Annotated in this window: 26 protein-coding genes; 3 read left to right on the forward strand and 23 right to left on the reverse strand. The window is 40.3% G+C overall.

Annotated elements, in window-relative coordinates:
- Nucleotides 1-14: 14 nt before the first annotated feature.
- The 3 genes from pheS to HHO47_RS06710 form a co-directional block, all read right to left on the reverse strand.
- Entirely contained in the window at nt 15-995 is a 981-nt protein-coding gene (gene pheS / locus HHO47_RS06700; protein ID WP_169019594.1) for a phenylalanine--tRNA ligase subunit alpha, read from the reverse strand.
- A gap of 151 nt (nt 996-1,146) precedes the next feature.
- Nucleotides 1,147-1,857 carry a DnaA regulatory inactivator Hda gene (hda, locus tag HHO47_RS06705; RefSeq protein WP_211183638.1) on the reverse strand — a complete coding sequence of 237 codons (711 nt, stop codon included), beginning with the start codon at nt 1,855-1,857 and terminating at the stop codon, nt 1,147-1,149.
- Complete coding sequence (locus tag HHO47_RS06710; protein WP_169019595.1) at nt 1,857-2,912, reverse strand: DUF2066 domain-containing protein; 1,056 nt, start codon at nt 2,910-2,912, stop codon at nt 1,857-1,859. The genes hda and HHO47_RS06710 overlap by 1 nt, the downstream gene beginning before the upstream one ends.
- A gap of 223 nt (nt 2,913-3,135) precedes the next feature.
- Here HHO47_RS06710 and HHO47_RS06715 point away from each other — a divergent pair, with 223 nt between their 5' ends.
- On the forward strand, nt 3,136-3,753 hold the full coding sequence (locus HHO47_RS06715; protein ID WP_169019596.1) for a LysE family translocator: 618 nt from the start codon (nt 3,136-3,138) through the stop codon (nt 3,751-3,753).
- Nucleotides 3,754-3,845: 92 nt separating this feature from the next.
- Here HHO47_RS06715 and HHO47_RS06720 read toward each other — a convergent pair whose 3' ends face one another.
- From HHO47_RS06720 to HHO47_RS06755, 9 genes are all read right to left on the reverse strand, one after another.
- On the reverse strand, nt 3,846-5,747 hold the full coding sequence (locus tag HHO47_RS06720) for an MFS transporter (RefSeq protein ID WP_169019597.1): 1,902 nt from the start codon (nt 5,745-5,747) through the stop codon (nt 3,846-3,848).
- Nucleotides 5,748-5,916: 169 nt separating this feature from the next.
- Nucleotides 5,917-6,525, reverse strand: a complete 609-nt coding sequence (gene recR / locus HHO47_RS06725; RefSeq protein WP_169019598.1) for a recombination mediator RecR — start codon at nt 6,523-6,525, stop codon at nt 5,917-5,919.
- A gap of 176 nt (nt 6,526-6,701) precedes the next feature.
- Entirely contained in the window at nt 6,702-7,553 is an 852-nt protein-coding gene (locus tag HHO47_RS06730; RefSeq protein WP_169019599.1) for a DUF3037 domain-containing protein, read from the reverse strand.
- 1 nt (nt 7,554) lies between these two features.
- The gene (locus HHO47_RS06735) at nt 7,555-8,271 is read right to left on the reverse strand and encodes a HipA family kinase (protein ID WP_169019600.1); all 717 of its coding nucleotides are present in this window, start codon (nt 8,269-8,271) and stop codon (nt 7,555-7,557) included.
- Between the two features lie 211 nt (nt 8,272-8,482).
- Entirely contained in the window at nt 8,483-8,809 is a 327-nt protein-coding gene (locus tag HHO47_RS06740) for a YbaB/EbfC family nucleoid-associated protein (protein ID WP_149982903.1), read from the reverse strand.
- Between the two features lie 55 nt (nt 8,810-8,864).
- The gene (gene dnaX / locus HHO47_RS06745) at nt 8,865-11,108 is read right to left on the reverse strand and encodes a DNA polymerase III subunit gamma/tau (protein ID WP_169019601.1); all 2,244 of its coding nucleotides are present in this window, start codon (nt 11,106-11,108) and stop codon (nt 8,865-8,867) included.
- A gap of 3 nt (nt 11,109-11,111) precedes the next feature.
- Complete coding sequence (gene apt, locus HHO47_RS06750) at nt 11,112-11,657, reverse strand: adenine phosphoribosyltransferase (protein WP_169019602.1); 546 nt, start codon at nt 11,655-11,657, stop codon at nt 11,112-11,114.
- 130 nt (nt 11,658-11,787) lie between these two features.
- Nucleotides 11,788-11,910 (reverse strand): hypothetical protein, encoded by a 123-nt coding sequence (locus HHO47_RS19550; protein ID WP_282435241.1) that lies wholly within the window; start codon nt 11,908-11,910, stop codon nt 11,788-11,790.
- A 75-nt stretch (nt 11,911-11,985) separates the two neighbouring features.
- Nucleotides 11,986-12,150, reverse strand: a complete 165-nt coding sequence (locus tag HHO47_RS06755) for a hypothetical protein (protein ID WP_169019603.1) — start codon at nt 12,148-12,150, stop codon at nt 11,986-11,988.
- 202 nt (nt 12,151-12,352) lie between these two features.
- Between HHO47_RS06755 and HHO47_RS06760 the strand changes: the two genes are divergently transcribed.
- Both HHO47_RS06760 and HHO47_RS06765 read left to right on the forward strand, forming a co-directional pair.
- Entirely contained in the window at nt 12,353-13,309 is a 957-nt protein-coding gene (locus HHO47_RS06760) for a tRNA-dihydrouridine synthase (RefSeq protein ID WP_169019604.1), read from the forward strand.
- Nucleotides 13,310-13,380: 71 nt separating this feature from the next.
- Nucleotides 13,381-13,725: a TraR/DksA family transcriptional regulator gene (locus tag HHO47_RS06765; protein WP_169019605.1), complete on the forward strand. Its 345-nt coding sequence runs from the start codon at nt 13,381-13,383 to the stop codon at nt 13,723-13,725.
- A gap of 16 nt (nt 13,726-13,741) precedes the next feature.
- On the opposite strand, the gene HHO47_RS06770 is transcribed toward HHO47_RS06765, so the two are convergent.
- From HHO47_RS06770 to bamC, 11 genes are all read right to left on the reverse strand, one after another.
- Nucleotides 13,742-14,794 (reverse strand): hypothetical protein, encoded by a 1,053-nt coding sequence (locus HHO47_RS06770; protein WP_169019606.1) that lies wholly within the window; start codon nt 14,792-14,794, stop codon nt 13,742-13,744.
- Nucleotides 14,795-14,857: 63 nt separating this feature from the next.
- On the reverse strand, nt 14,858-16,117 hold the full coding sequence (locus tag HHO47_RS06775) for a hypothetical protein (protein ID WP_169019607.1): 1,260 nt from the start codon (nt 16,115-16,117) through the stop codon (nt 14,858-14,860).
- An 11-nt stretch (nt 16,118-16,128) separates the two neighbouring features.
- A complete protein-coding gene (locus HHO47_RS06780; protein WP_169019608.1) occupies nt 16,129-16,746 on the reverse strand; it encodes an energy transducer TonB in 618 nt (205 codons plus the stop codon).
- Nucleotides 16,746-17,150 (reverse strand): ExbD/TolR family protein, encoded by a 405-nt coding sequence (locus HHO47_RS06785; protein ID WP_054205753.1) that lies wholly within the window; start codon nt 17,148-17,150, stop codon nt 16,746-16,748. Before HHO47_RS06785 ends, HHO47_RS06780 begins: the two co-directional genes overlap by 1 nt.
- Nucleotides 17,151-17,164: 14 nt before the next feature.
- On the reverse strand, nt 17,165-17,689 hold the full coding sequence (locus HHO47_RS06790) for a MotA/TolQ/ExbB proton channel family protein (RefSeq protein ID WP_169019609.1): 525 nt from the start codon (nt 17,687-17,689) through the stop codon (nt 17,165-17,167).
- Nucleotides 17,689-19,053 (reverse strand): MotA/TolQ/ExbB proton channel family protein, encoded by a 1,365-nt coding sequence (locus HHO47_RS06795; RefSeq protein WP_169019610.1) that lies wholly within the window; start codon nt 19,051-19,053, stop codon nt 17,689-17,691. The genes HHO47_RS06790 and HHO47_RS06795 overlap by 1 nt, the downstream gene beginning before the upstream one ends.
- Before the next feature lie 6 nt (nt 19,054-19,059).
- Entirely contained in the window at nt 19,060-19,830 is a 771-nt protein-coding gene (locus HHO47_RS06800; RefSeq protein WP_169019611.1) for a DUF3450 domain-containing protein, read from the reverse strand.
- A 635-nt stretch (nt 19,831-20,465) separates the two neighbouring features.
- On the reverse strand, nt 20,466-20,675 hold the full coding sequence (locus tag HHO47_RS06805; protein WP_145241558.1) for a cold-shock protein: 210 nt from the start codon (nt 20,673-20,675) through the stop codon (nt 20,466-20,468).
- Between the two features lie 313 nt (nt 20,676-20,988).
- A complete protein-coding gene (gene pyrC, locus HHO47_RS06810) occupies nt 20,989-22,041 on the reverse strand; it encodes a dihydroorotase (RefSeq protein ID WP_169019612.1) in 1,053 nt (350 codons plus the stop codon).
- Between the two features lie 220 nt (nt 22,042-22,261).
- Nucleotides 22,262-23,680, reverse strand: a complete 1,419-nt coding sequence (locus HHO47_RS06815; RefSeq protein ID WP_169019613.1) for a YjiH family protein — start codon at nt 23,678-23,680, stop codon at nt 22,262-22,264.
- Between the two features lie 67 nt (nt 23,681-23,747).
- Nucleotides 23,748-24,809, reverse strand: a complete 1,062-nt coding sequence (gene bamC, locus HHO47_RS06820) for an outer membrane protein assembly factor BamC (protein ID WP_169019614.1) — start codon at nt 24,807-24,809, stop codon at nt 23,748-23,750.
- Between the last annotated feature and the right edge of the window lie 282 nt (nt 24,810-25,091).

Below are 25,091 nucleotides of genomic sequence, written 5' to 3' on the forward strand. Positions count from 1 at the left end.
TTATTTCTTCACTCTTAACGGAACTGATTAAGGAATTTTAAATCGTTTTCAAAAAACGCACGTAAGTCATTTACACCATAACGCAACATGGTTAAACGCTCTACACCCATACCAAAGGCAAAACCAGTGTATTTTTCTGGATCAATTCCCACTGATTTAAGCACGTTAGGGTGCACCATTCCGCAACCTAATACTTCTAACCATTTACCGTCTTTACCCATTACATCAACTTCAGCTGAAGGCTCTGTAAATGGGAAAAATGAAGGACGGAAACGAATTTCCATATCTTCTTCAAAAAAGTTACGCAAGAAATCGTGCAAAATACCTTTAAGCTCAGTAAAGCTTACATCAGTATCAACCATCAACCCTTCAACCTGATGGAACATCGGCGTATGTGTTTGATCGTAATCGTTACGGTATACACGCCCAGGAGAAATAATACGCAGCGGCGGTTGCTCAGCTTCCATGGTGCGAATTTGCACACCACTGGTTTGGGTACGCAACACCAGTTTCGGGTTGAAATAAAAGGTATCGTGATCAGCACGCGCGGGATGATGCTCTGGAATATTTAACGCATCAAAGTTATGAAAATCATCTTCTACTTCAGGACCCGATTTAACCGCAAAACCCAATTCACCAAAAAAACTCTCAATCCGCTCAATGGTACGCGTAACTGGGTGAAGGCCACCTGTTGGCATAACACGCCCTGGCAATGTTATATCGATTGTCTCTGCGACTAATTTTTCTTCAAGGGCTTTACTTGCTAATAATTCGCGCTTGTCGTTAATCGCAACTTGTACATCTTGCTTAGCTTGGTTAATTACTTGGCCTGCTTCTTTGCGTTCTTCAGGGGCAATTTTACCAAGGGTTTTTAATAGGTTCGTGATTTCGCCTTTTTTACCGAGGTAGTTAACCCTGATATCTTCAAGCTGCGCGATATCACTGGCACTGGCGACCGCCTCAAGTGCTTGCGCTAATATATTTTCTAAGTTCATTCGATACCTGATCTGTCACAGAAGGTGATTTAAGTAATAGCTAATGATAACTGAAAGCAATGGCTAGATTCCAGACCTTATAACAATCTTATTGAATTCTTTCCCATTCTGGCTCAGCAAAATAGAAAGTTAAATGATTTTGTAGAGAAAACTAGAGTTTTAGAGTGGATTTTATGAAAGGAATAGTCAATTTACGCTGCGCAGCCATCGATGCATGGTCAAGTTTATCAAGCACATCAAGTAACGCTCGCATATCACGACTCAAACGCGTTAATAAAAAGCGCGCACATTCATCACTGAGCTCAAGCCCGCGCATATTGGCACGCTTTACTAAAGCTTCGGCTTTATCATCATCACTCATGGAACGAATTTGAAATGTTGTACCCCACTTTAATCGTGACTCAAGATCCGGCAGACTAATATTTAGCATGTCAGGGAGTAAATCTGCGGTAACGACAAGGCACTTACCTGGTTCGTTAAAACGGTTAAAAAAATTAAATAGGGCTTTTTCCCACGCATCGTTACCTGCCACTAAGTGCACGTCATCAATACACAGTACATCAAGCGTATCTAAGCCATCGAGTACCATAGGACCAAAATCAATCACTTCGCGCATTGATAACAGCATAGTCGATAAACCATGCTCTTGAGCATGAATACAGGTTGCATACAGTAAATGCGATTTACCTGAATCCCCTAAGCCACACAAATAAGTATATTGAAAAGTGGTTGCTAAACTTTTAAAGGCATTTTTTAAATGGCTCACTTCCAGTGAATTTTCACCACCAAAATAAGAGGCAAAGGTTTCATCATCCGGTAACGTCACCGGCAATGCCATTTGCACCTGCTCTATTGCCGGCATTACAAACCAACCCATTGATATTCTAAATCGTCTTGCACCGCCACAGGGTAAAACGCATGGGGGTCTACAAAAGGTTGAAAAGCGCGGTCGAGCTCTAAGGCTTTTTGTAAATCATGCAAACTGCCAGTATGATTTATCGCAAAACTAACCACATCAGTGGTACGAGAACGAATTGTCACTCGGGTAACCACGCTCAAGCTCTGTAGCTGACGTTTAGCCAGCTCAATATCGACAAAGTTAGTGGTGCCTTTTAATTTAAATACCGCTTGGGCAAGCTGCGTTGTTGAATTTGGATCAACCGCATATTCATTGGCCAAGCCTGCCGCTAAACTATCAATCATTAAAGCTATGGCTTGTTGTTTATCACCGGTTACTCTGTTTGCTTCAAACATCTCATCGTTAGTAAAACGCCAATCCAGTAACCATGCCTCACTGTCTGGCTGTTTATATAATCGTGCAGTCACACTGCGCTCAGCACTATAACGACTTGATGCCTGCTCTACTGGCGTAGAGAAATTCCCCCACACCTCAGGTATTCCCACTAATGCGCGGTCTTGTAAATCAAGTAATGGCACCACGACAGGCAAACCACGTCGCGCTGCGGTACTGTAAATAAGTTGCTCTAACTGCGGGTAGCTTTCTTGGGTAACAAGTTCGCGACGCCAGTTGTCTTCAATGGCAAGCCAAATTGCCACTAGCGGACGACGTGTCCCCCATAATGGTAAATTAAGGTCTTTGACGAGTGCGTTAATTTTGTTTGCTTCAAACTTAACCACGAGATTAAGCTGACCATTGGCTTTTTCGTCATATTCAAATTTGAGCATGTAATCTGATATATCTTTACTACGTCGCTGAGCTATTGGGTTTTTGTCCGCATTTGGATCGCCACTAACCTTAACCAATACATTAAGCAACGCTTCACGGCTGGCACTGAGTCGAGCATCGCGCGATTTATCAGATACTTTTAATACGTCCTGATATAGATCAGTAACTTCAACCGCAGTTGCAGCGAAACTTAGGAGAATGGAAGCAATAACTATAAGTAATCTAGACACAGGGCATTAGTTCTTGGTTTTAAACTGATTTGATCCTAATTCAAAGCTCCCAACAAAGCAAAAATATATTTGTTAAAACTCACTTACAAATCAGAGATAAACGGAGCTTTATCGCGAGTGCTCACAATCTCATGATCGCGCTTAACCATCCCAAATTGGTTTCTAACGCTTTCGAAAACCATTACTATTGCGCATTCTATTACAGCAACTAACGGATGCTAACATGCTCGACTTCGCAGTGCTGGGGGTATTTATACCCACTTTCTTTTTTGTCTCTATTACACCAGGGATGTGTATGACTTTAGCCATGACCTTAGGAATGAGTATTGGCGTGCGCAGAACTATATGGATGATGATTGGCGAATTACTTGGCGTTGCTATTGTGGCTGTTGCAGCAGTTGCAGGAGTGGCAAGTATCATGCTCAACTACCCGACTCTTTTTAGCGTATTAAAATGGCTCGGTGCAGGTTATTTAGTCTACATTGGCATTTCAATGTGGCGAGCAAAAGCAACCATCAAATTAGGCGCAGACAGTGAATTAAAAGTATCTCGTCAAGCGCTATTCTCACAAGGGTTTATCACCGCAATTGCCAATCCTAAGGGCTGGGCGTTTATGATTTCCCTGCTACCGCCGTTTATAAATATTGACTACGCGATTGCGCCACAACTGAGTATGTTAGTCGCCATTATTATGCTCAGCGAGTTCACTTGTATGATGCTCTATGCCACTGGCGGTAAAAGTTTACGGCTGTTTTTAAACCAAGGTGACAATATCAAGTGGATGAACCGCATCGCTGGCAGTTTGATGGTCGCGGTTGGTATTTGGTTAGCAGTTAGTTAGCGGCCAACTAAGCACAAGACTCACGCGCAATATTCACGACTGAATATTGCGCGCTAAATTTATATCTCTGTTATATCAGCGTTTAATCGCTATTAAACAGCACCTTTTTCATACTGCTCTTTTAAGGCAATCACTCGCTCACGCAATTGTTCTGCTGTTACTTCATTGGCAGCAATAGGCTCGTCAACAGTCACTGCCACCAGCGACCACTTCAGTCGTGGTAGTCGCCATTTTGCTTTACGACTAAACATGCTGCCCCATAACCCGCCTAGATGAACAGGTATAACGGCCACCGGTGAACGCAGTATAATACGTTCAATACCACGGCGGAAAATAGCAATAGAGCCATCGCCAGTTAGCCTCCCTTCAGGGAAAATCCCCACTAACTCACCGTTATCTAAGGCTTTAGCAACCTCATCGAATGCTTGTTGGAACGCCTGCGGATTAGATTTTTCACTGTCAATAGGGATAGCTTTGGCCATTTTAAATAGCCAATGCAACGCGGGTGAATAATAAATGGGGGCAAATACCATAAATCGAATAGGCCTTGGTGACGCCGCTAAAATAAACATCCAATCAACAAAGCTGACATGATTACTCACCAATACAGCGGCGCCTTCACTGGGAATATTATGCTCCCCTTTGGTACGTACTCGATACATGCAAATGGTCAATAAATAAATAACAAAGCGTAAGAAGAACTCTGGCACCTTAGTATAAATATATAAAGATATCAGTAAGTTTAACCCTGCCAGTAACAAAAATAATTGTGGGATCGTCCATGCAAATATAGATAGCGTTATAATACTTAACACCGCACTGGCGACCATAAACAACGCATTTAACACATTATTAGCGGCGATGATGCGTGAGCGGCTTGATTCTACGGTGCGTTGTTGGATCAAAGCGTACAATGGCACAGTATAAAAACCAGAGGCGATGCCAATGCCGGCCATCCAGATAAAATGCCAATACATGTCACCAGTATGCAGTATTTGCTCAAGTGTAAATAATTCTTCGCTTGATAGCTGGTAAAAGCGCATTGCAGGCTCTTGGCTCAGCAAGTACAAAAATAATGTGATCAACAACGCGCCAAATGGCACAATACCTAATTCTATCCGTGAGCGAGACAACTTTTCACACAACAACGACCCTATTGCGATGCTTAACGAAAATACCACCAAAGCGCTGGTGACGACCAACTCATCACCAACCATGACATATTTCACATAGTTTGGTAACGCCGTTAAAATAATCGCCCCTATGAACCAAAACCAGCTGATACCAAGTACCGACTTCCCAACCGACTCTGTTTGTAAATTAAGTACCTTAAATAGGCCTTTTGTGGAGGAGAAAATATTAAAAGTAAATACTAAATTAGGATCATTCGCGGCGCTGATAGGAATAGAGCGACTACTCAAATAACCAATAATCGCCAGGCTTATAATTGCCACACAAATAACCGTAGCTCCCACTGTTTGGGTTATGTAATAGGTGCCAAACGTTGTGCCAATCAATATAGCCACAAATGTCGCAGATTCAACAAGGCCATTGGCTTTGGTTAATTCATCTGCTGCCACGTGCTGCGGTAAAATTGAATATTTTAGCGGGCCAAAAAAGGTACTTTGTAACCCAGTTAAGAATACCGTGGTTAACATCAACCAAACAGATTGCGTTGAAATGGCCACAGCGCCTACTAACATAATCGGAATTTCGGCAAGTTTTACGATGCGGATTAATTTTGACTTTTCCTTTTTTTCAGCAATTTGTCCCGCCATCCCTGAAAATAAAAAGAACGGTAGAATAAATAAGCCTGCCGCTAAGTTAGCATAAAAAGCGCCATCGGCCACATTGGCCGTTTGAAAAATCAATAACAATAGTACCGCTTGCTTATAAATATTGTCGTTTAACGCAGAGAAAAACTGGGTAACAAAAAGCGGTAGAAAACGCTTACTCTTTAGTAAAGCACGCTGATGTTTTTTATTATCTTGCATTGTGATCCTTACAAATTAACCAAACTGATGAAAGAGACTCCAGTAACTAAAAATAGATTACCCAGTTTTTGGAGAAATTACGATCAAACTTTTGCCGCCAAGGTATAAAACAAAAAACCTGCATAACAAACGTTAATGCAGGTTTTAAATTAATGCACTTTTCTAAACGCTAATTTTGACTAACCACTCGTCGGCCACTAAATGCATGCATTAAAGTCATGCCATCGAGTAAATCAAGTTCGCCACCGACCGGAATACCATGGGCTATCCGCGATGCATCAACTTTATAACGGTAGCAAAGCTGGGCAATATAATGCGCTGTAGTTTCCCCTTCAACTGTAGGGTTAGTCGCTAATATAACCTCGTTTATCCCACCTTGCTGCAACTTACTTTCAAGAATATCAAGGCCAATTTCACTTGGACCAATGCCATCGATAGGTGATAAATGCCCCATCAATACAAAGTACAAACCTTTATATTGGCCAGTTTGTTCAATCGCCAACAGATCGGTAGGTGATTCAACCACACATAAAATTCCGCTATCTTGACGTTTAGGGCTTAAACAGATTTCACACTGTGGCTGCTCTGCAAAAGTGCGACACGATTGACAGTGGCCTATTGCGGTCATCGCCTTGATAAGTGCATTACCAAGCTGAGTGCCCCCTTTACGGTCGCGCTCAAGCAGATGAAAGGCGATGCGCTGCGCTGACTTTGGACCTATGCCCGGCTGACAGCGCAATGCTTCGATAAGTGTTGTAAGTGAAGGTGATAATTGCATTAGCTAAAAGCTTAACCTTGCTTAGAATGGCACTTTCATACCAAAGGGTTCAAATGTAATGATAAGTGCTGATGTATGCTTAAATCCGCATTCTTTCGTTTCAACATTCAATTTCATTACTGATGTTCACTTATAAATTATAAGTTTTTGGTATCAATTTGATACCTAGATTTTAATTAATGAAAACCATTCTCTACACTTTCAGGTGTAAGGTCTCCACCAGCAAAAGTAATGATTCTTGGAGTATCTGAATAGTCAACTACTTCAACTTTCAACTCCTTCAACTCTCCATGAATATCTGCATACGCCTGTTCAATCCCACTACGGTGAGTTAAAGGTTTATCCAAAGCAAATAATGCGCACTCTGGTTCTATCACCTCTGATTTTATGAGACGTTCAGCTCTGCTTATCCATGTATGCGCGTGCTCATATGCTTGGTTAGCTGTTTTCTTTTCAAAAGAAAGTGGTTTGATAATTCGCTTAACATTACCGAAATCCCCTACTAAAGGAAGAGTAAACTCATATCGTCCTGCCTTTATTTTTCTCTCATTGTATTTAACAAGGAGTTTAGTATTGAGTCTATTCTTTAATGTACGCACCATCAGTTGCTCTCTGTACTCAGGAGCCGTAGAGAAATTTCGCCCTACAAGACGCTCAAACAATTCATCAATACAATGATCATAGTTAGTAGTAACTATTGTGCTGACATGTCCAAAATTCATCACTGATTCTCTTTGACGAGTAATCTCAACGAAATGATCTACTAAATCTTTTCCAAAGACTTTATTTTCAATAAAGAAACGTTCAATCCTTTCAAGCTCCTTAGAAAAACCATTGATAGCGTTTTTATATACTAAACCATCCAAGTCATCAAAGAAGTTTGATACACGAGCAAAACGGTTCTTAGCCAACTTAAATTTAAAGCCGCCTAGTTTAGGTGTGATCATTACCACACCTACATTCGCGAACTCTTGGGTTTCAGCAAACGGCATAAAACGTACTGCTGCATAAATGCATTGTGTTTTCATTTTATATTACCTCCCAGAATTCATCGTTTTTAAATTTTTCTAATACTACCTTTAATTGAGCAAAAAAAACATCCGAATCAGGAATTAACTCAAGCCACTCTATTGGTATTTCATTAATAATTTCGTCCCAAAACGAAATAGCATGACTCATTCGGTTTTTGTAGTCACCCTTATCAAATAATCCCAATTGCCCAGGCCAAAACCTAGCACTTACATGAATTGACTCATGATCTTCAACTTTGAAGGTACTATCGAATGCTAAATTATGATCAATAACTATAACTTCATTAGTTGACTGCTTATAAAAAAGGTTTGGGTTTCCACCACTTTCAGACAATGTTCTATCTGCATTTTTTATCCAATAGTCAAAAATATATAAATCCTTTAGAACTTCAATTTGTGCTTCATCCAAAAGACTATAATTAACTTCTTGGAGATCTTCAACGAATTTAGATGCAAACGCAATTCCTTCACCTAAATTATTTCTATGCTCCGTATTATACTCTATTAAATATTCATCAATTTCAGCTAAACTAAATGGTGGAATTGGTAAGCCGAACTCCTTCGCTAACCGAGCACAAATCCACTCCTTAATACAACCGACAAAAGTTGCCGTCAGTCTCTTAACAACATACATGTCCTGTATACTGTCTCGACATAAATATGGCTCAGTCTTCCCTTGCTCCATTTTTCTTATTATTTCTTCAATATATAGCAATATCTGACCTATATCTTCATTACATTAGTTATCACTTAATTACTTCGACAATAGTAATGGAAGAATAACTAATTTGCCCTTAGAGTAAAGACTAACTTCATTATATTATACGTTCAAAATCAAAAGTTTTGAGCTTGAAGCTTGGTATCTGTTTGGCACCCACATATTTCAAAAAAATAGCGCAAGAAAGCGCTATTTATATGGGTTTACCTTAAAACGGCATTTTCATACCTGGTGGTAATTGCATACCGCCAGTTACTTTACCCATACGCTCTTGTGTTTCTTCTGCTACACGGCGTACTGCGTCATTACACGCAGCAGCAAGTAAGTCTTCAATAAGGTCTTTTTCGTCTTCCATTAAACTTTCGTCAAGTTCAACACGGCGAACATTGTGGTTACCAAGCATGGTTACTTTGACTAAACCAGCACCGGCTTCACCAACCACTTCCAAGTGAGCAATTTCGTCTTGGGCTTTTTGCATGCGCTCTTGCATTTGCTGCGCTTGCTTCATCATGTTACCCATTCCACCTTTAAACATAACTTTCTCTCTTTCTATTTCTAATTGCCATGAAGATAAGGGCTATTGCAGTGAATTACAATGCCTGAATACTGTTTTCATCGATAATTGCAGAAAATAGCTGCTGTAACTGTACGATATTGTCGTCACTGTTGATCACATCGATTGCTTGCTGATGACGCCCTGCATCTATTTTTTGCTGAATTAAATAAGGTGAATCAATCACTCCTGGGGCAAAATTGATTGTCAGCTCAACATTATGCCCGTAAATACTGGCCAACGCTGCACTAAGCTTTTGCCTTAACATCGGGGTATCGAGATGTTTTTGCGATTCATCCACTTCTAAGTGCAGCTGTTGTTGCTGCTTTGAATAAATTGAATGCAAAGCAAATTGACGCATCCGCCCGCCAAGTCCCATTCTCTTAATTAAGTATGCCCATTCATCTTGTTGATGTGCAAAACGAATATCGCTTATCGGGCTTTGAAAATCATCCGGTATTTGAATATTTATTTCAGGCTCAGGCGCTGTCACTACTTTTTGCGGATTAATTTGCTCTAGCAATTCTGGTGCTAAATTTTCAGTAATTGTCTGATGTTTTTGTTTAAAGTCAGGTTTCACACGCTTATTGGGGGCGATATTCGGCGTGTAGCCATCTGTCTTAGGCTGACTACTTGCCCCCGCTATCTGGGGTTGTGGCTTTTTTACCGCAGTACCACGCTCAACCGCAGCTGGTTTATTCGTTAATGGTGCCACCGATGTTTTACCACCTGAGAGCGTGCCGGCACCGGAGATATTTCTATCTCGTAAAATACGTGCAATTGCGGACTGCGCTTGTACTTCTTTTTGGCTAATATCTGTGGTTTCTGAATAGTCAGAGAATGAGCTGTTATTTGGCGCAAGAGCAGTGGGCTCTGCACTATATTGATGCTCAGCAGCCAAAGTGTGTTCTGACGCATGCTCAAAGCCACTATGAAAGCCCTGCTCCACGGCGTTATTCATTACCTCATCATATTGGGATGCTACTTGTTGCTCAAGCTCTGCATCATTATCATGCGCGGCTGCGTGCATAATTGCCGAATTTGTTTGTGGTGCTGTGGTAACAGGAGGCTGCGTATCAACAGGCTGTGGTGTTGTAGGCTTATTTTTATTGAGTATATCTCTCAGTGCTGCTGAACGAGTCCGATTGTTATCCCCTGCTGGTGCTTGCGCCCCAGTACTTGCAAGCATTTGGCTATCAACGGGTTGAAATGCCAGTAAACGCAGCATCACCATTTCAAAACCTAATCGCGGCTCTGGCGCCCATTGTAAGTCTTTTTTGCCATTAAGCAGTAATTGATAATAAATTTGCATTTGTTGTGGATCGCAGCTCTTTGCTACTTCATTAATAAACTCGCGATTATATTCATCTAATTTGGCGGCATCGGGCACTAATTGGGTTAATTGTGCTAAATGTGTAAGGCCGATAAGATCATCTAACAAGGCAATATAATTTGGGTTTTGGGTCGCAACTTGCTCTATTTGCGCCATCAATACATGGCCGTCTTGCGCTAATAATGCAACCAGCAAATGCTGGCTATAATGGTTATCCATCAACCCTAGCATCGCTTGCACCGCTTGATGCTTGATATCACCATTGGTTTGAGCAATCGCTTGATCAGTTAAACTGAGTGCATCACGCATACTGCCATCAGCCGCTTTGGCAATAATTTGCAGCGCTTGAGTTTCAAAACTTAATTTTTCTTCACCTAACACATATTCAAGTTGTTGGAGTATTTCAGGTTGCGATAACGCATTCAAATTAAACTGCAAACAACGCGATAAAATCGTAACTGGTAGCTTTTGTGGATCTGTGGTCGCTAATAAAAACTTAACGTGTTCAGGCGGCTCTTCTAAGGTTTTTAACAGCGCATTAAAACTATGCTTTGACAGCATGTGTACTTCATCGATCAGATACACTTTATAACGACCGCGAGTTGGCGCGTACTGCACGTTATCCAATATCTCACGGGTATCTTCTACTTTAGTGCGCGATGCTGCATCTATTTCAAGTAAGTCAATATAACGACCCGTTTCGATATCGACACAACTACTACACTTTCCGCAAGGCTCAGCTGAAATGCCTTCATCACAATTTAAGCTTTTCGCAAAAATACGTGCGATGGTGGTTTTACCCACCCCGCGAGTCCCAGTGAACAAATAAGCGTGATGCAGTCTGTTTTGTGTTAAAGCATTAATAAGCGCTTGTTTCACATGGGACTGACCGACCAATTCATGAAAGGTCTGTGGACGCCATTTTCTCGCTAGGACTTGATAACTCATTAATTATTCGCCTTCGAATTCAACCAATTTTAGGATTTTAATCCCCATTTTTGCAATGCATTGCTCGCCACCTAATTCTGGTAAAGAGACGACAAATGCTGCATCTGTCGCATGACCCCCCAACTTATTAACTAATTTAGCGGTCGCTTCAATCGTACCGCCGGTTGCCAATAAGTCATCAACTAAAAGTACTTTGTCACCTGGGACAATGGCATCTGTATGCAGCTCTAATACATCTTCACCATATTCTAACTGATAATCTTGCGAGATCACTGCGCGTGGCAGTTTACCGGGTTTACGCACTGGAATAAAAGGAATACCTAGTGCATATGAAAGTGGTGCAGCAAAGATAAAACCACGAGATTCAGTACCTATAATCTTGGTAAAACCTTGATCTTTATAAGCTGAAATAAATGCATTAATTGTAGCTTGAAATGCTGCAGGATCAGCCATTAACGTTGTTACATCACGGAACATAATACCTGCTTTAGGGTGATCTACAATGGTAGTAATGCTATCTTTGATGATAGATGGAGTTACTTGAGTCATAATTTAAACTATTTATCTGTAATATTACAAAGCAAATAATTATAACATCACAAATATGAGTTGTCGGTAAGAAGTTAAATAATTAGCAGATAAGGCTGCAAAAAAGCAGCCTAGCATTTACAAAAGCAAATTAAGATACTGTGGTGATCCACCCTAGGATTGCATTTAAACAGCCAATTCCTACAAACATAGCTAAAAACGCAATAAAATACATTGTATTAAATGGGTCTTTAAAATCTTTATCTTCTGACATGAAGTACTACCTTTTATTAAGCGCGACAAATTTAAGGCGCTTATGATAGACGATGTAAAATAATCAATAAAGGTTTTAAGGGGGATTTTTTGTAACGATAACACCAAGTTTAGCCATCGCAGTTAAAGTTGTAGTCGCACCTTGCACAAGCTGCTGCGTTGTAAATTGCGGCGCTTGTGCTGCAACTTGTTCAACCAGTGAAGCTAATTTAATACTCGGTGTTGTGTCTATAATTGCCAAACAGATGGCCGCTGCCGGAACAATAACGAAGACCTTACTACAAAAATAATCTTTGCTTAATCGCACCTACTTACATATTAGTCATAATAAAGACACGGCAAGTAAGCAATTGAAGTTAACTATGGGAGTAAAATTGGCATTTATCAATGTTATATTTACAGGTAAACTACGCCTCCTTTTCTAAAGTCAAAGTGCCCCTATCATGAAATTAGTTTTAGCGCCTATGGAAGGGGTTGTCGATTTTAAAATGCGCCAACTACTCACCGACCTTGGTGGTCTTGATTTATGCGTCACTGAGTTTGTACGTGTTATTGATGCCTGCTTGCCTGATAAAGTATTTCATCGCTATTGCCCAGAGCTAAATAATAACGGTTTAACGCGTTCTGGCACTGCCGTACGTATCCAATTACTTGGCCAAGTTGCACACGCATTAGCTGAAAACGCGGTCAGGGTAATTGAGCTTGGCTCTCACGGCGTTGATCTTAATTTTGGTTGCCCTGCTAAAACAGTCAATAAAAGTAAAGGTGGCGCCGTGCTATTAAAAGATCCTGAGCACATGTATGAAATAATCAAAGCAGTCCGTGACGCCGTGCCAGGAGAGCATCAAGTAAGCGCTAAAATTCGTTTAGGTTTTGATGATGACAGTAACAGCCAAGAAATTGTTGATGCCGTTGTCAGTGCTGGCGCTAATAGTATTGCTATTCATGCTCGTACAAAGCGAGACGGTTATAACCCGCCTGCTTACTGGGAGAAAATTCCACCACTGATCAAAGATAAAAACATCGCAGTGGTCGCAAATGGCGAGATTTGGCAAGTAGAAGATGCACTACTTTGCCAACAACGTAGTGGTTGTACAGACTTAATGCTTGGTCGCGGAGCACTGTCGCATCCTGATTTAGCACGTAAAATAAAAGCACACTTTAATAATGAACACTATGTTGGCCTGCAGTGGGAAAATATTCTCTATCATCTGATCCATTCAGCTATATATTATGATCCAGCGAAAGATGAAAAATATTTTGCTTCTCGTACTAAGCAGTGGCTGGGCTATTTAAAACGCCAATATAACCAAGCTGATATTTTGTTCGCTGAGATAAGGCGCCTTAAAACAAAAGAAGATGTCACCACTGTTTTGAAAAAATACGCTATCGCACCCTAATTTGACATATATCAAAGTCGGCTTTTTTAAATTAATGAATACTGCAGTATTGCTCAACGAGGACAATAACAATGATCAATGCTCAACATCACCTTCAACAACTTAATACAGAGCTGAAGCACGTAAGGCATTGCTTGCTTACAACACTATCAAGCTCAAGTAACCAATTGCATCACTCGCTAGCTGAAACTTTGCACAAAAATAATCCTGAGCAATGGTTAGAGCTTACGCAAAAACAACTTGGCAGTGAATATAAAGATATCATAGTTCGCTTAGAACAACTTGAAGCGGCAGTCTGTCAAGTCGATATCGGCCAATATGGTTATTGCTGTGACTGTGAAGAAAAAATTGACTCGCAACGGCTCAATGCCGATCCAACAGCGCAGCGCTGTAGCAGCTGCGAGCCAAGGTCATAAGAATCGGTAAGCGAGCTTACCGAGTTGCTAAAAGTGTTGCGAACGCAAAACTTTGTGCCGGATAAAAAATGATATCAGCCACTAAGTAATCGACTTGTTGTGGCGTTAATTTTAACCGTTTAAGTAAATTAACTTTCGCTTGTTGCACAGTCCAAGCATGGTAATGGATGCCAAGATCGGTTTCCATCATAGCTAACCAAAAAGTACGTTCTTCATTACTTATATCTGTTACAGCTTGCCCTGCAAAGCTCGTTAAGCTCTGATAATTTTGCGCCCAATCAAAGTCAATTAGCTTATCTTTAGACAATGCAAAACGCTGCTCAAGGACTGAATGCTGATGATCCACAGCAAAACGCATAGAGTACGCCCCTTGCTGCATTTCCCTCAACTGAGATTGCACTGCAACGAGCCAATTTATTGGTGCTTTAGTAATGCCTGAGAAGTAATTCAACTTACTTTGATACCAAGATCCACCATTTGATAAGCCATGTAAACCAACACTTCCACGAGGTGTATACGCCGCTAAATACTCATTAAACTCGCTCAAGGTGTGTTTAAGGTTTACCGGAAGATCAACGCGAGTAAGATTCTTAGTTACCTGCGTTTGTAACGCATTAAGTTCAATTGAGTTGAGTCTAAGTTTACTCTCTTTAGCGAGTATTAACTGCTGCTGAGTAAAACTGAGCCAATTGTTTATGTTTGCAGTAATATCGTGATGCTGATTATAGGCAAGCATATTATCAAGCACAGGAATATACACCGGCCATGTAAAATAACGCTCTGGAAAACGCTCTGCAATAATAAGATAATCCAATGAACTCTGCGCGACAGGTGTTAACTCTAAGGTTTTCATGGCTTGATATATACTGTGACGTTCTTTTAAATATGCATCACTGAATGGAAACAGTTGCTCGTTAACTTGTTTAATTTCACCTGTTGGTCTTAAAAATTGATTTAGTATTTGCAATGCTTGCTGAGCTTGCTCTTTACTCTGATACTGATTATTCGTATCACCGCATGCGCTCAAAAAAAGCGCTGAGAAGCATATCCATATTAGGTGTTTCATCATGAGTTAAATCCAATAAAAAAAGCCCCATTGGGGCTTTTTATAAATTGCTATAGCGAATTAAAGTTAAATCTTAACACCGTTGCGAGCGGCTTTATCTTTAATAAATACAGACCAACCTTTTGCAAACTTGCGCGTGCGCGGGTCATCCATTGCTTTAGTTATTGCCGCATAAGCTTGCTTATACTTTTCTTGATAGTAATAAGCTTCCGCTAAATCTGAATAAATGGTTCCTTTCTTATCAGAACCTAATTCAAGTGCCTTGTTCAAACGAACAACGGCAGCACTATAATTTTGCGATTGCAATAATAATGAACCTGCTTTGCGGTAAAGCTCAGCATCGTCATCAAATTTAGCCGCTTCTTCATAGTACTTAGCTGCTTTTTCAATATCTTTTGAGCGATGATAGTTACTGGCTACTGCGCTGATATTTTGTTTATTACGCTTAACAATCTTATCATTTATAGACTTCTCTAAAACCTTAGCGGCTTTATAAGGAATTTCATTCAATGAATAAAAGTTAGACAAAACTTTATAATCAACTTCAGTTTCAAAATAACCATTTTTGTAAGCTACTTCCATCGTTGCAAGACCAGTTTTATAGTCTTCCGTCTGAAGGTAGTATTTACCTAAGCTTACCCATGCTTTTTTATCATCTGGCCAGATACGAACAATTTCTTCACCAACTTTAACCATATTTTTATAGTCTTTAAGTTCAAAGTAAGAACCTAATTTTAATTGGTAAGGGCCTTTGTTAGGCTCTTTTTGAAGTTTAATTGCTTTATCTGCCGGAGTAAAAACATCACGGAATTTACCTAACTGATAGTTAGCTTGGGCTATACGAGTATAAACCGTTGCATCTTCTTCACCAGTAAAGTCCATCCATGCAACATAAGCATCTTTGGCTTTTTCATACTGCTCAGTACCCGCGTACATATCGCCTAATGTTTTTAAACTTTGTTCGTGATCGGCAAAGTTTAACACATCAGGGGCAACAGCTAATTTTAAGTAACCAATCGCAGTTTTGTACTGCTCTTTCTGGCCATACATGCTACCTAAATAGCGGTTAACTGTTGCTTTATCAAAGTCATCTGAAGGGTCAAGCTCTTTAAGCATCGCAATAGCTTCATCAAGCTTATCTTCGTTGTACAAGTCAAACGCTTTTATAACTTTTTTACCAGTGCGCTCACCCATGATCCTAGTTTTTGCTTTCTTCCGCGCTTCAATTTTCGCGGGATCTGGCGCGGCTAGAACCGGTGCAGTAAATACTGCACCCGAGAAAGACATAAGTACCGCAAGTGCTGTTACTTTAGATAAATTTCTCATTACTTGCCTCCTTAGTTGCCTTGGTTAATTTTAAAGTCTAGCTGAACTTGTAAGCCAACTTGCTTTTGTGGCTTACCGTCAATAATTTTAGGACGGTATTTCCACTTGCTCAATGCACGTTTAGCTTCTCTATCGAATATGCGTTTAGGGTCTGCGTCAATTACTTCAACATCAGTTACCCCACCCAATTCATCAATTGAGAATGAAAGCTGTACCCAACCTTCTTTACCATCACGCGCTGCTTGTGTTGGATATTTTGGTTCAATACGAACGATAGGTGTCGCATCACCATCTCGTCCGAATGCCCCTGGACCACTTAGACCACCTGCCGAACTTCCCACATCAATACTACCCATATTAAATGACATAGTACCTGGGTTTGGGTTGTTATTTTCCGGCTGTGGCGGCTGCGGTTTAGGCGGCTGCTTTGGCGGTGGAGGCGGCGGAGGCGGTACTCGCTTCCGTTCCTGCACCTTAGATTCAGGCGGATTCGTCATAATTTCGACTATGATCTGCTCTTTTTGTTCCGTATTACGGTCAGCCCCACCAGAGATGAGGAAAGCCATGAAGTAGAACAAGCCGAAAGTAACTGCCCCACCTGCAATCAGTGAAAACAGAAAACGAATCATTACTGATCTCCAGCTATTGAAATTCTCAGGTTATCACCCGTCGCTTTGATCTGGTCCATAACTTTAACCACTACGCCGTGTTTTGCATCTTTGTCAGCTTGCAAAATTACAACTTCAGTAGGTTGTTCAGCTAATAAACTTTCAATTTTTGCTGAAACACGTTCAACATCAACTTGCTGTTTATCAATCCAGATTTCGCCGTTGTCACGAATTGCAATAAAAATGTTAGCATTTTTTTGCTTCGTAGCTTGGGCCGCTTTTGGTTTATTGACCTCGATACCAGCCTCTTTAACGAACGATGTAGTTACGATAAAGAAAATAAGCATGATAAATACGATGTCAAGCATCGGTGTCATATCGACCGTTGCATCTTCTTCTTCACGAAAACGTTGTTTACGTGCCATATTTAATTCTCTCTCTAGTGATGAGGCATACTATCAACAAGCTTGGCTTTCACCATTCTCGCTCTTGCCTCAAGGCGTGAGCTAAAGAATACTCCAGATAATGCCGCAACCATTCCAGCCATTGTTGGGATTGTTGCCATTGAAATACCTGATGCCATTAAACGTGCATTACCTGTACCTTGGCTTGCCATGGTTTCAAAAACCGCGATCATGCCTGTTACTGTACCAAGTAAGCCAATTAAAGGACAAACAGCTACTAATGTTTTAATCAACAACATACGCTGATCTAATTTTTCAGACGCTTCAGAAATCCATGCTTCACGGATTCTGTGTGCGTACCAAGACGTAGTGTCTTGGCGGGCATCCCACTTTGCTACAATTTCCGTCGATAAACGAGGAAATTCAGAAAGTAAGAACCAATAGCGCTCAATCATTAAAACCCACATAAGAAAGAGTGCTATCGCGACCACGTATAAAACCTGGCCGCCTGTGCCAACAAAATCCCTGATAGATTCCCATATCTCCATCAGGACTAGCATTAGGCTTTCTCCTTCTCCGCGTGAGTAGCTACGATACCCGCGCTTTGCTCATCAAGGATGTGTAATACCGACTTACTACGACCCGCAACAACAGCGTGAAGAAGAATAAGTGGTAATGCAGCAATTAGACCTAGCGCAGTAGTTACAAGTGCTAGAGAGATGTTACCTGCCATGATCTTCGGATCACCTGTACCGAACAATGTGATTGTTTGGAACGTTAAGATCATACCGATTACCGTACCTAGTAGACCAAGTAACGGCGCGATTGCAGCAAGGATTTTAATGATATTAATACCCGATTCAATGCGTGGCGTTTCACGAAGAATCGCTTCATCAAGTTTAAGCTCAAGGTTTTCAACATCTTGTGTTTTATTGTCATGGTACACTTTAAGAATACGACCCAGTGGGTTATTTGTATTCGGTGTAGACACGTTTTTAAGCTGACTATTAATCTTACTACGAGTAAGCGTAAGGTCAATAAAGCGTACTAATGTGATTAAGATACCTAAACCTAGTAACGCAGTGATGATATAACCAACTACGCCACCTTGGTGAAAGTATTCCTCAAGTGTCGCTTTTTGTGTATTGATACGTAAGATAGCACCACGTGTTGGATCCACGTAAACACCAGCATAGTTATCAGCAGACGTATTTTCTAAGTCTTTAATACCAGCAAGGATATAACTATCAGGCTGTTTACCTAAAGGCTGAATCGATTTAGTTTCAGGCGAATAGATTAAGTAGCCATCGTCTGTTACTAAGTTGAAGTTACCGATACGTGTTACTTGCTTAACTGTTGCGTTACCGTCAAGACCTGCAACTTCAGTTTCAAAAGTAGATACTTTAGCTGACTCAGTCATTTCAGTTTGTAGCGCTATCCAAAGCTCTTCAAGTTCACGAACTGTTGGTAACTCTTTAGCAGCTGCTAATGAACGTAAGATTTCAGCACGGCCTGGCTTTTCAGCAGAAACAAGAGACGCTTCGATTGAACCAATTGCATCTTGCGCAGCACGACGTACAACACCAAACATTTCACCTAACGTACCTTGTGCACTTTGAAGAGCAGCCTCTTTCTCAGCTAAAGTATTTTCGTTTTGTGCATATTCTTTAGTTAAACGATCGCCACGCGCTTTTTCAGCAGCTAATTGGCTTTTTGCTTTATTAAGTAGCGCTTGTTTATCAGCACGATCTGATAAGAACTCTTGCTCACGTTGCTTATTGATTTTGCCTTCAGAGATACGCTCTTGCTTTACTTGCTCAAGAATTTTATCAAGAGCTCCAGTATTTGCATGTGCATTAAGCGCGGTACCTGCAGAAACAGATAGTACTGCTGCAACAGCAAAACCTTTAAATAGTTTCTTCATTATTGATTACTCCGCGCCAAAGATTGGTAGTTTAACAAGTTCTAATGTCGCTTGCTTACGCGCCATACGAATAACTTCTTTAACAGGTTTTAGGTATTCATCACCTAATTTTTTCCACTGTTTAGTGTTGTTATCCCATACCCATGCGTGTTTTAAGTCAAACGATTGAGCAACGTATGTGATACGACCAAGTTGGCCGAAATCAACGTTAATGCTCTTGCCATCAACTTCTAAAGTACCTTGTGAAGCAGCAACTAAAGAGCTGTATGCAGCTTCAATTGTGTATGCTTCTAATACCTGACGGAACTTCTCTGATGTAGTTACAGAAGAAGAAACCATTGTTTCACGTAATCTTTCAACACGCGCCAAACGATTGTCACTGTTAAACGGAACGTCCGCTTTGATGAATTGCTCAAGCGTATCGATCATGCGATACATCAAAGGCACAACGTTTTGTTTTGTGTTGTCGATCGTCGCAATTTGACGATCAAACGATTCAATTTGTGCATTTTGGTCAGCGACCAAACGTGCAACGTGATCGTTGTATACTTTCAATAGCTCAGATTCATCAACAACGTTACGGTACTCAGCCAATAGCTCTTGAGTTTGACCATATACATTGTCAATTTTAGTTTGAGACTTAACCGCAGCCGTTTGAATTTGTAGACCTGCTTTTTGCACGTCATTCAAAGGATCTGCAATCACATTGCTGCTTGCGAATGCAAAAGCGCCAACCAACGCAGTTGCTACAAGACTCTTTCTGATTTTAACAGACATAGTTCCCAACCAATTAAGTAATGTTACTTTTATAATTTAATTACCTCCCTAAGGAGACAACCCTGATATCTTTTAATAGATATCAACCCTCCAATAATGCTAAATGCAATGCACGCTGTCAACTTGATGTTTGGAATTTACCAGAAATAAATTAATTCAATCAATACAAACTAAAACACACAAAACAAAGGATTAACACAAATGCAACACCGGTGTTTTTTATCGAGGATGAAAGCCGCTACCTAACACCGTTCTATCGTCAGCCATGAAATACAAAACATTAATGTAACATTTTATGTGTAATCTAAGAGGGTTAAAAAAGTTCATAATTATTTCAAATAAGCGTCGTCATTCAGTAAAAAGCCTTTCTAGGCGGCCAAATCTAGGATATATCGCAAAAAATAGCAGCCGGATCTTTTAAAGGAAAGCATGGCGCATGGTTACGAGCGAGAATAATATCGTTTTGTCTGCAGGCTTGTATTGGCAACATTTGGGCTAGTAAAATAGCATCAAAAATTTATTGAATTTAATAAAGTAGAAAGAGAAGGTTTATTATAAGATAGATTTAATGAGGGGAATTATGGTGAAACAGAGTTCTGTTTCACCAAGTTGAACCTAGGTTCACATAATATAAATTATGCTAGTTCTACGTTCTCAGCTTCAGGGCCTTTTTGGCCTTGCTTGATGCCGAAAGACACTTGTTGGCCTTCGCTTAGAGTGCGAAAACCTGAGCCTGTAATAGCGCTGAAATGTACGAATACGTCAGGGCCATTTTCTTGTTCAATAAAACCGAAACCTTTAGCTTCGTTGAAGAACTTAACTTTACCAGTAACCGTGTTTGACATACCAAATTTTCCTGTAAGTCAATAATTAAAATTCAGCCAGATTGGCTATATCCTCCCTGAGTGAATGCCCAATAAATCGCTGGGATAAAGTACAGGAAGAAGTAATAACCATTAACCGGAAACCTTACACGCCGCACATTAACCAAAAAATTCAATACGCAAAAACTCAAAGCAAGTTAAGGTTAACACAATATAATTGTTTTAGCTCTATTAATTAAAAAATATTTTATAAGCCATGAAGCAATTACTGAAACACGGCTTAACTGATTAATTTTAAGACTAAAAATGCAGCTGTTGTTTAGATAATAGTTAATTATTTTACTTGCCAGTCAATAACAGACTCAGCTTTTATTGGCACCACGTGATCATTTCCTAATGGGTAACTTGCTGGCACTGTCCATGGTTGCTTTATAAGTGTAATTGTATCTGTATTACGTGCTAAACCATAAAAATCTGGACCAAAATGGCTTGCAAAGCCTTCAAGCTTATCAAGCGCACCGGCTTCTTCAAATGCTTCCGCATATAACTCAAGTGCAGCATGCGCTGTGTATGCTCCAGCACACCCACACGCGGCTTCTTTTTTATCTTTATAATGCGGCGCCGAATCCGTACCTAAAAAGAACTTAGCACTGCCACTGGTCGCAGCACTAATAAGTGCTTGTTGGTGTGTATTACGCTTTAAGATTGGTAAACAGTAATAATGTGGGCGGATCCCTCCCGCTAACATATGATTACGGTTATACAATAAATGATGTGCAGTAATGGTTGCAGCCACATTATCAGAGGCATTATTTACAAAATCAACGGCATCTTTAGTAGTGATGTGCTCAAGCACAATTTTTAAATCGGGGAAATCTTGCACCACATCAATTAAAATCGTCTCTAAAAATACTTTTTCACGATCAAATATATCAATCGATGAATCTGTCACTTCACCATGGATCAGCAATAACATACCAACTTCTTGCATGGCTTTTAATGCTGGGTAAATCTTTTTAATTGATGTTACACCAGAATCAGAATTGGTAGTCGCACCTGCTGGATACACTTTAGCAGCAACAACTTTACCAGTTGCATGTGCTTTTTTAATTTCATCTGCACTCGTGTTATCTGTTAGATAAAGGACCATTAATGGCTCAAAATTCCCTTGTGGGCCAGCCGCCATAATACGATCGCGATACGCTAACGCCGTTTCAGTACAGGTTGCCGGAGGAACTAAGTTTGGCATAATAATAGCGCGTCCCATATAACGGCTAATATCACGCACTGTATCTTTTAATTGATCCCCATCACGTAAATGAACATGCCAGTCATCTGGGCGAGTGATAGTTAACGTTGACTGAGTGTCGAAGGCTTGCTTTGTCATTACTTGTTTCCTCGGCTAAATTTAGTTGATCATATGCATATGCCCTAACTGAGTAAAGATTTTATTGCGGTTTTTACTAACGCTGTTTATCAAGAGGTATAATGAAAGCACTTAATCTCAATGGTGTGGTGTGCGCTTTCCTTTACATACCTATCTCGCTAATTTTATTTTAAAAAGCCCTGAGTAATCAGGACTTTTTATAGATTAACAACAGACTTAATCAGCCAACTAACCAATGTGCCATCAGGGCAATAACGGGTAAAGTGCTCAAGGTTCTGAGAATAAATATTACAAACAATTCAAATATATTTACCGGGATTTTACTGCCCAATAAAAGCGCACCCACTTCTGACATGTAAATCAATTGGGTTACACTCATTGCCGCAATAATAAAGCGAGTAACATCACTTTCAATCGTGCCAGCAGCTAAGATTGAAGGAATAAACATATCCGCAAAGCCAACCATGATCGTTTGCGCAGCAGCTTCTGCTTCTGGGATTTGTAATAACTCTAAAAATGGGATGAACGGTTTACCTAAATAAGCAAATATCGGCGTATATTCTGCAATAACTAATGCGAACGTCCCCACAGCCATGACCACGGGTAATACTGCAAACACCATATCTAATGCATTGTGAATACCTTCTTTCATGGTAGCAGCAAAACCCGGTGAGTTTTTCGCTTTGTGCAGCGCTACATGTAGCGCATGTTTGAACACATTTTTGCCATGTGGCACGCGTTCTTTATGCTTATCGGGCTGACTTCCATCAATATATATATCTTTTTTAAAGCTCAATGGCGGTATACGTGGCACGATCAACGCAGCAACAACCCCGGCTAAACAAACCGTTAAATAAAACGGGGCAAATAATTTTTCCAGCCCTACTTGGCCTAATACCACTAAACAAAATGTAATTGATACCGCGGAGAATGTAGTACCGATAATCGCCGCTTCACGTTGAGTATAATGCTTTTCTTCATATTGACGCGCGGTCATTAAAATACCCACACTGCCATCGCCTAACCACGATGTAGCACAATCAACAGCACTTCGCCCTGGAACGCCAAATAAAGGACGCATTACTCTAGTTAATAACGTGCCGACTAGCTCAAGTAAGCCAAAATTCAACAATAAAGGCAGTAATAAACCTGCTAAAATAAATACCGAAAATAACACCGGTAATAAATCTTTTAGCACTAAGCCACCGGTATTTCCTGATGTAATACCATCGAAAAGTGGAATTAAAAACTCCGGTAACGTCGATTTAAAATCCGGATTATTAATACTTAAAGCCGTTAAGATAATAAACGCCATACCAAATAAGCGAGTCACTAGCCAAAGCCAATGTACATCAAAAAGGTGTTTTAAAATAGTCGATTTCATTAATACCGCAGGCTTAAAAAGCTTAAAGATCAAGGATAAAACACCTGTAGTACAAATAATTAGTGTGATCAGCGCACCAGCATACGATGTGATATGCGCTTGTACCGTTTTTGCCATCACAGCGATTGGAATAGTCATTGCTCCGTCCATTGGCACTGGAGTTATGAATAAGAGAATCCCAATCAATGATGGAACTAAAAAATTAAACCATACCTTAAAACCAAACTGCGGGTGAGAGGAAGCTAGATTAGACATTGTTTTCAACCTGTAGAAACCACAAAAAGAGCAAAAGCTCTTTTTGTGGTGTTATTATTATTTATTATTAAATTTTAATACCGCGTTGGCGCAAAGCATTTTCTAACGCTTGTTGCAAGTCATTCATCGTACCAGGCTCTAACGTTATGCCTTCATCGTCCATCCACGTTAAACTAGTACCACCTTCTTTGGTGCGACTGACTAATATTTGATATTGGCCGTTTTCAATCGGTAATTCAGCACGCTCTTCACCCCAAATTGAATCCCAAACACTTGATTCAGGTTTGTTGTAATCAGCAGTGATCAAACCACGTTCTTGATCAATTTCAACAATCGTGAACGATAGGCGCTCAAGAAACCCTGAGAAACGATCAAATATTACAAAGTAATCTTGCTCGGTCACTAATGCCGCATTACCTTTATTATCAAAGCCCATTTCCAACGAAATAATGCCTTGTTGTTTACGTATTTCAACTTCAAGTTGACGATAGCGGTAATCAAACTCAGCAACAACTTGGTTTAGTGCACGCACTTCTAGCTGCTGTTGTAAAATTGGTGTCAATGGCACATCTTCACTTTTATAATCAGCCAACTTAGCGCTTAATGAAGCCGTACGTTGATGTGACTTTTCTTCAATAGAAAAAGTAAAACGTTGCTCAGATACCGCGATATCGCTATCCCATAACCACCCTTCTTCAGGTTTAATAATGGCATACCAGTCAGTTTCTATTGAACCTAATAACTTATCTTGTTTGATTGGCTTTGTTTGGTGTTCAGCTAACACTGCGTGTACAGAATCCCAAATAAATTCGTCTAAATCTGCAATACCATCGTTTTTATCAAAATAAACGCGTGCTTGTTTATCACCTTCTTCAACCCAACTGCCTTTTGCCACAGTTAATACTTGTGCTGGAGGACGATAGTTTGTTGAATCCGGATTATTGTCATATTCCGCCACTTCCATTTTATAAGTGGGGTCTAGAGCTGGTTGAGCCAATTGTTCTGGCACTTGTACCGGCTCACTGGCACGGTAATTACGTTTATGATGCGCTTCGTCAGTGAACACACCACATCCTGACAAGCTAACCAATACGCTTACAGCAAGCGCTTTTGGGATCCAATACTGCACAGATAATTCTCCTTAGCATACCCTTAATTGTTTTAACAAATATATGAGCGGGTTATACCGATTTGGTTCAGTGTAAAGTCAATATTAACTTTACGTATCATGTTTTTATGCAAAACCCGTAACTTTGGGGTACGGCTACACGTAAGTGTCAGCCTATCAATATGCAAAATTTTAACTATGGTACTTTCCCATGCCACTAAAAACAAGAAACACTGTGCTTTAATAACAGCTTAATTAACTCGCTCTGTAGTTTAGCGATTGTTTTGTGTTAAACTTCGCCGC

The organism is Pseudoalteromonas arctica (genome assembly GCF_012927645.1).
GTDB lineage: Bacteria > Pseudomonadota > Gammaproteobacteria > Enterobacterales > Alteromonadaceae > Pseudoalteromonas > Pseudoalteromonas arctica_A.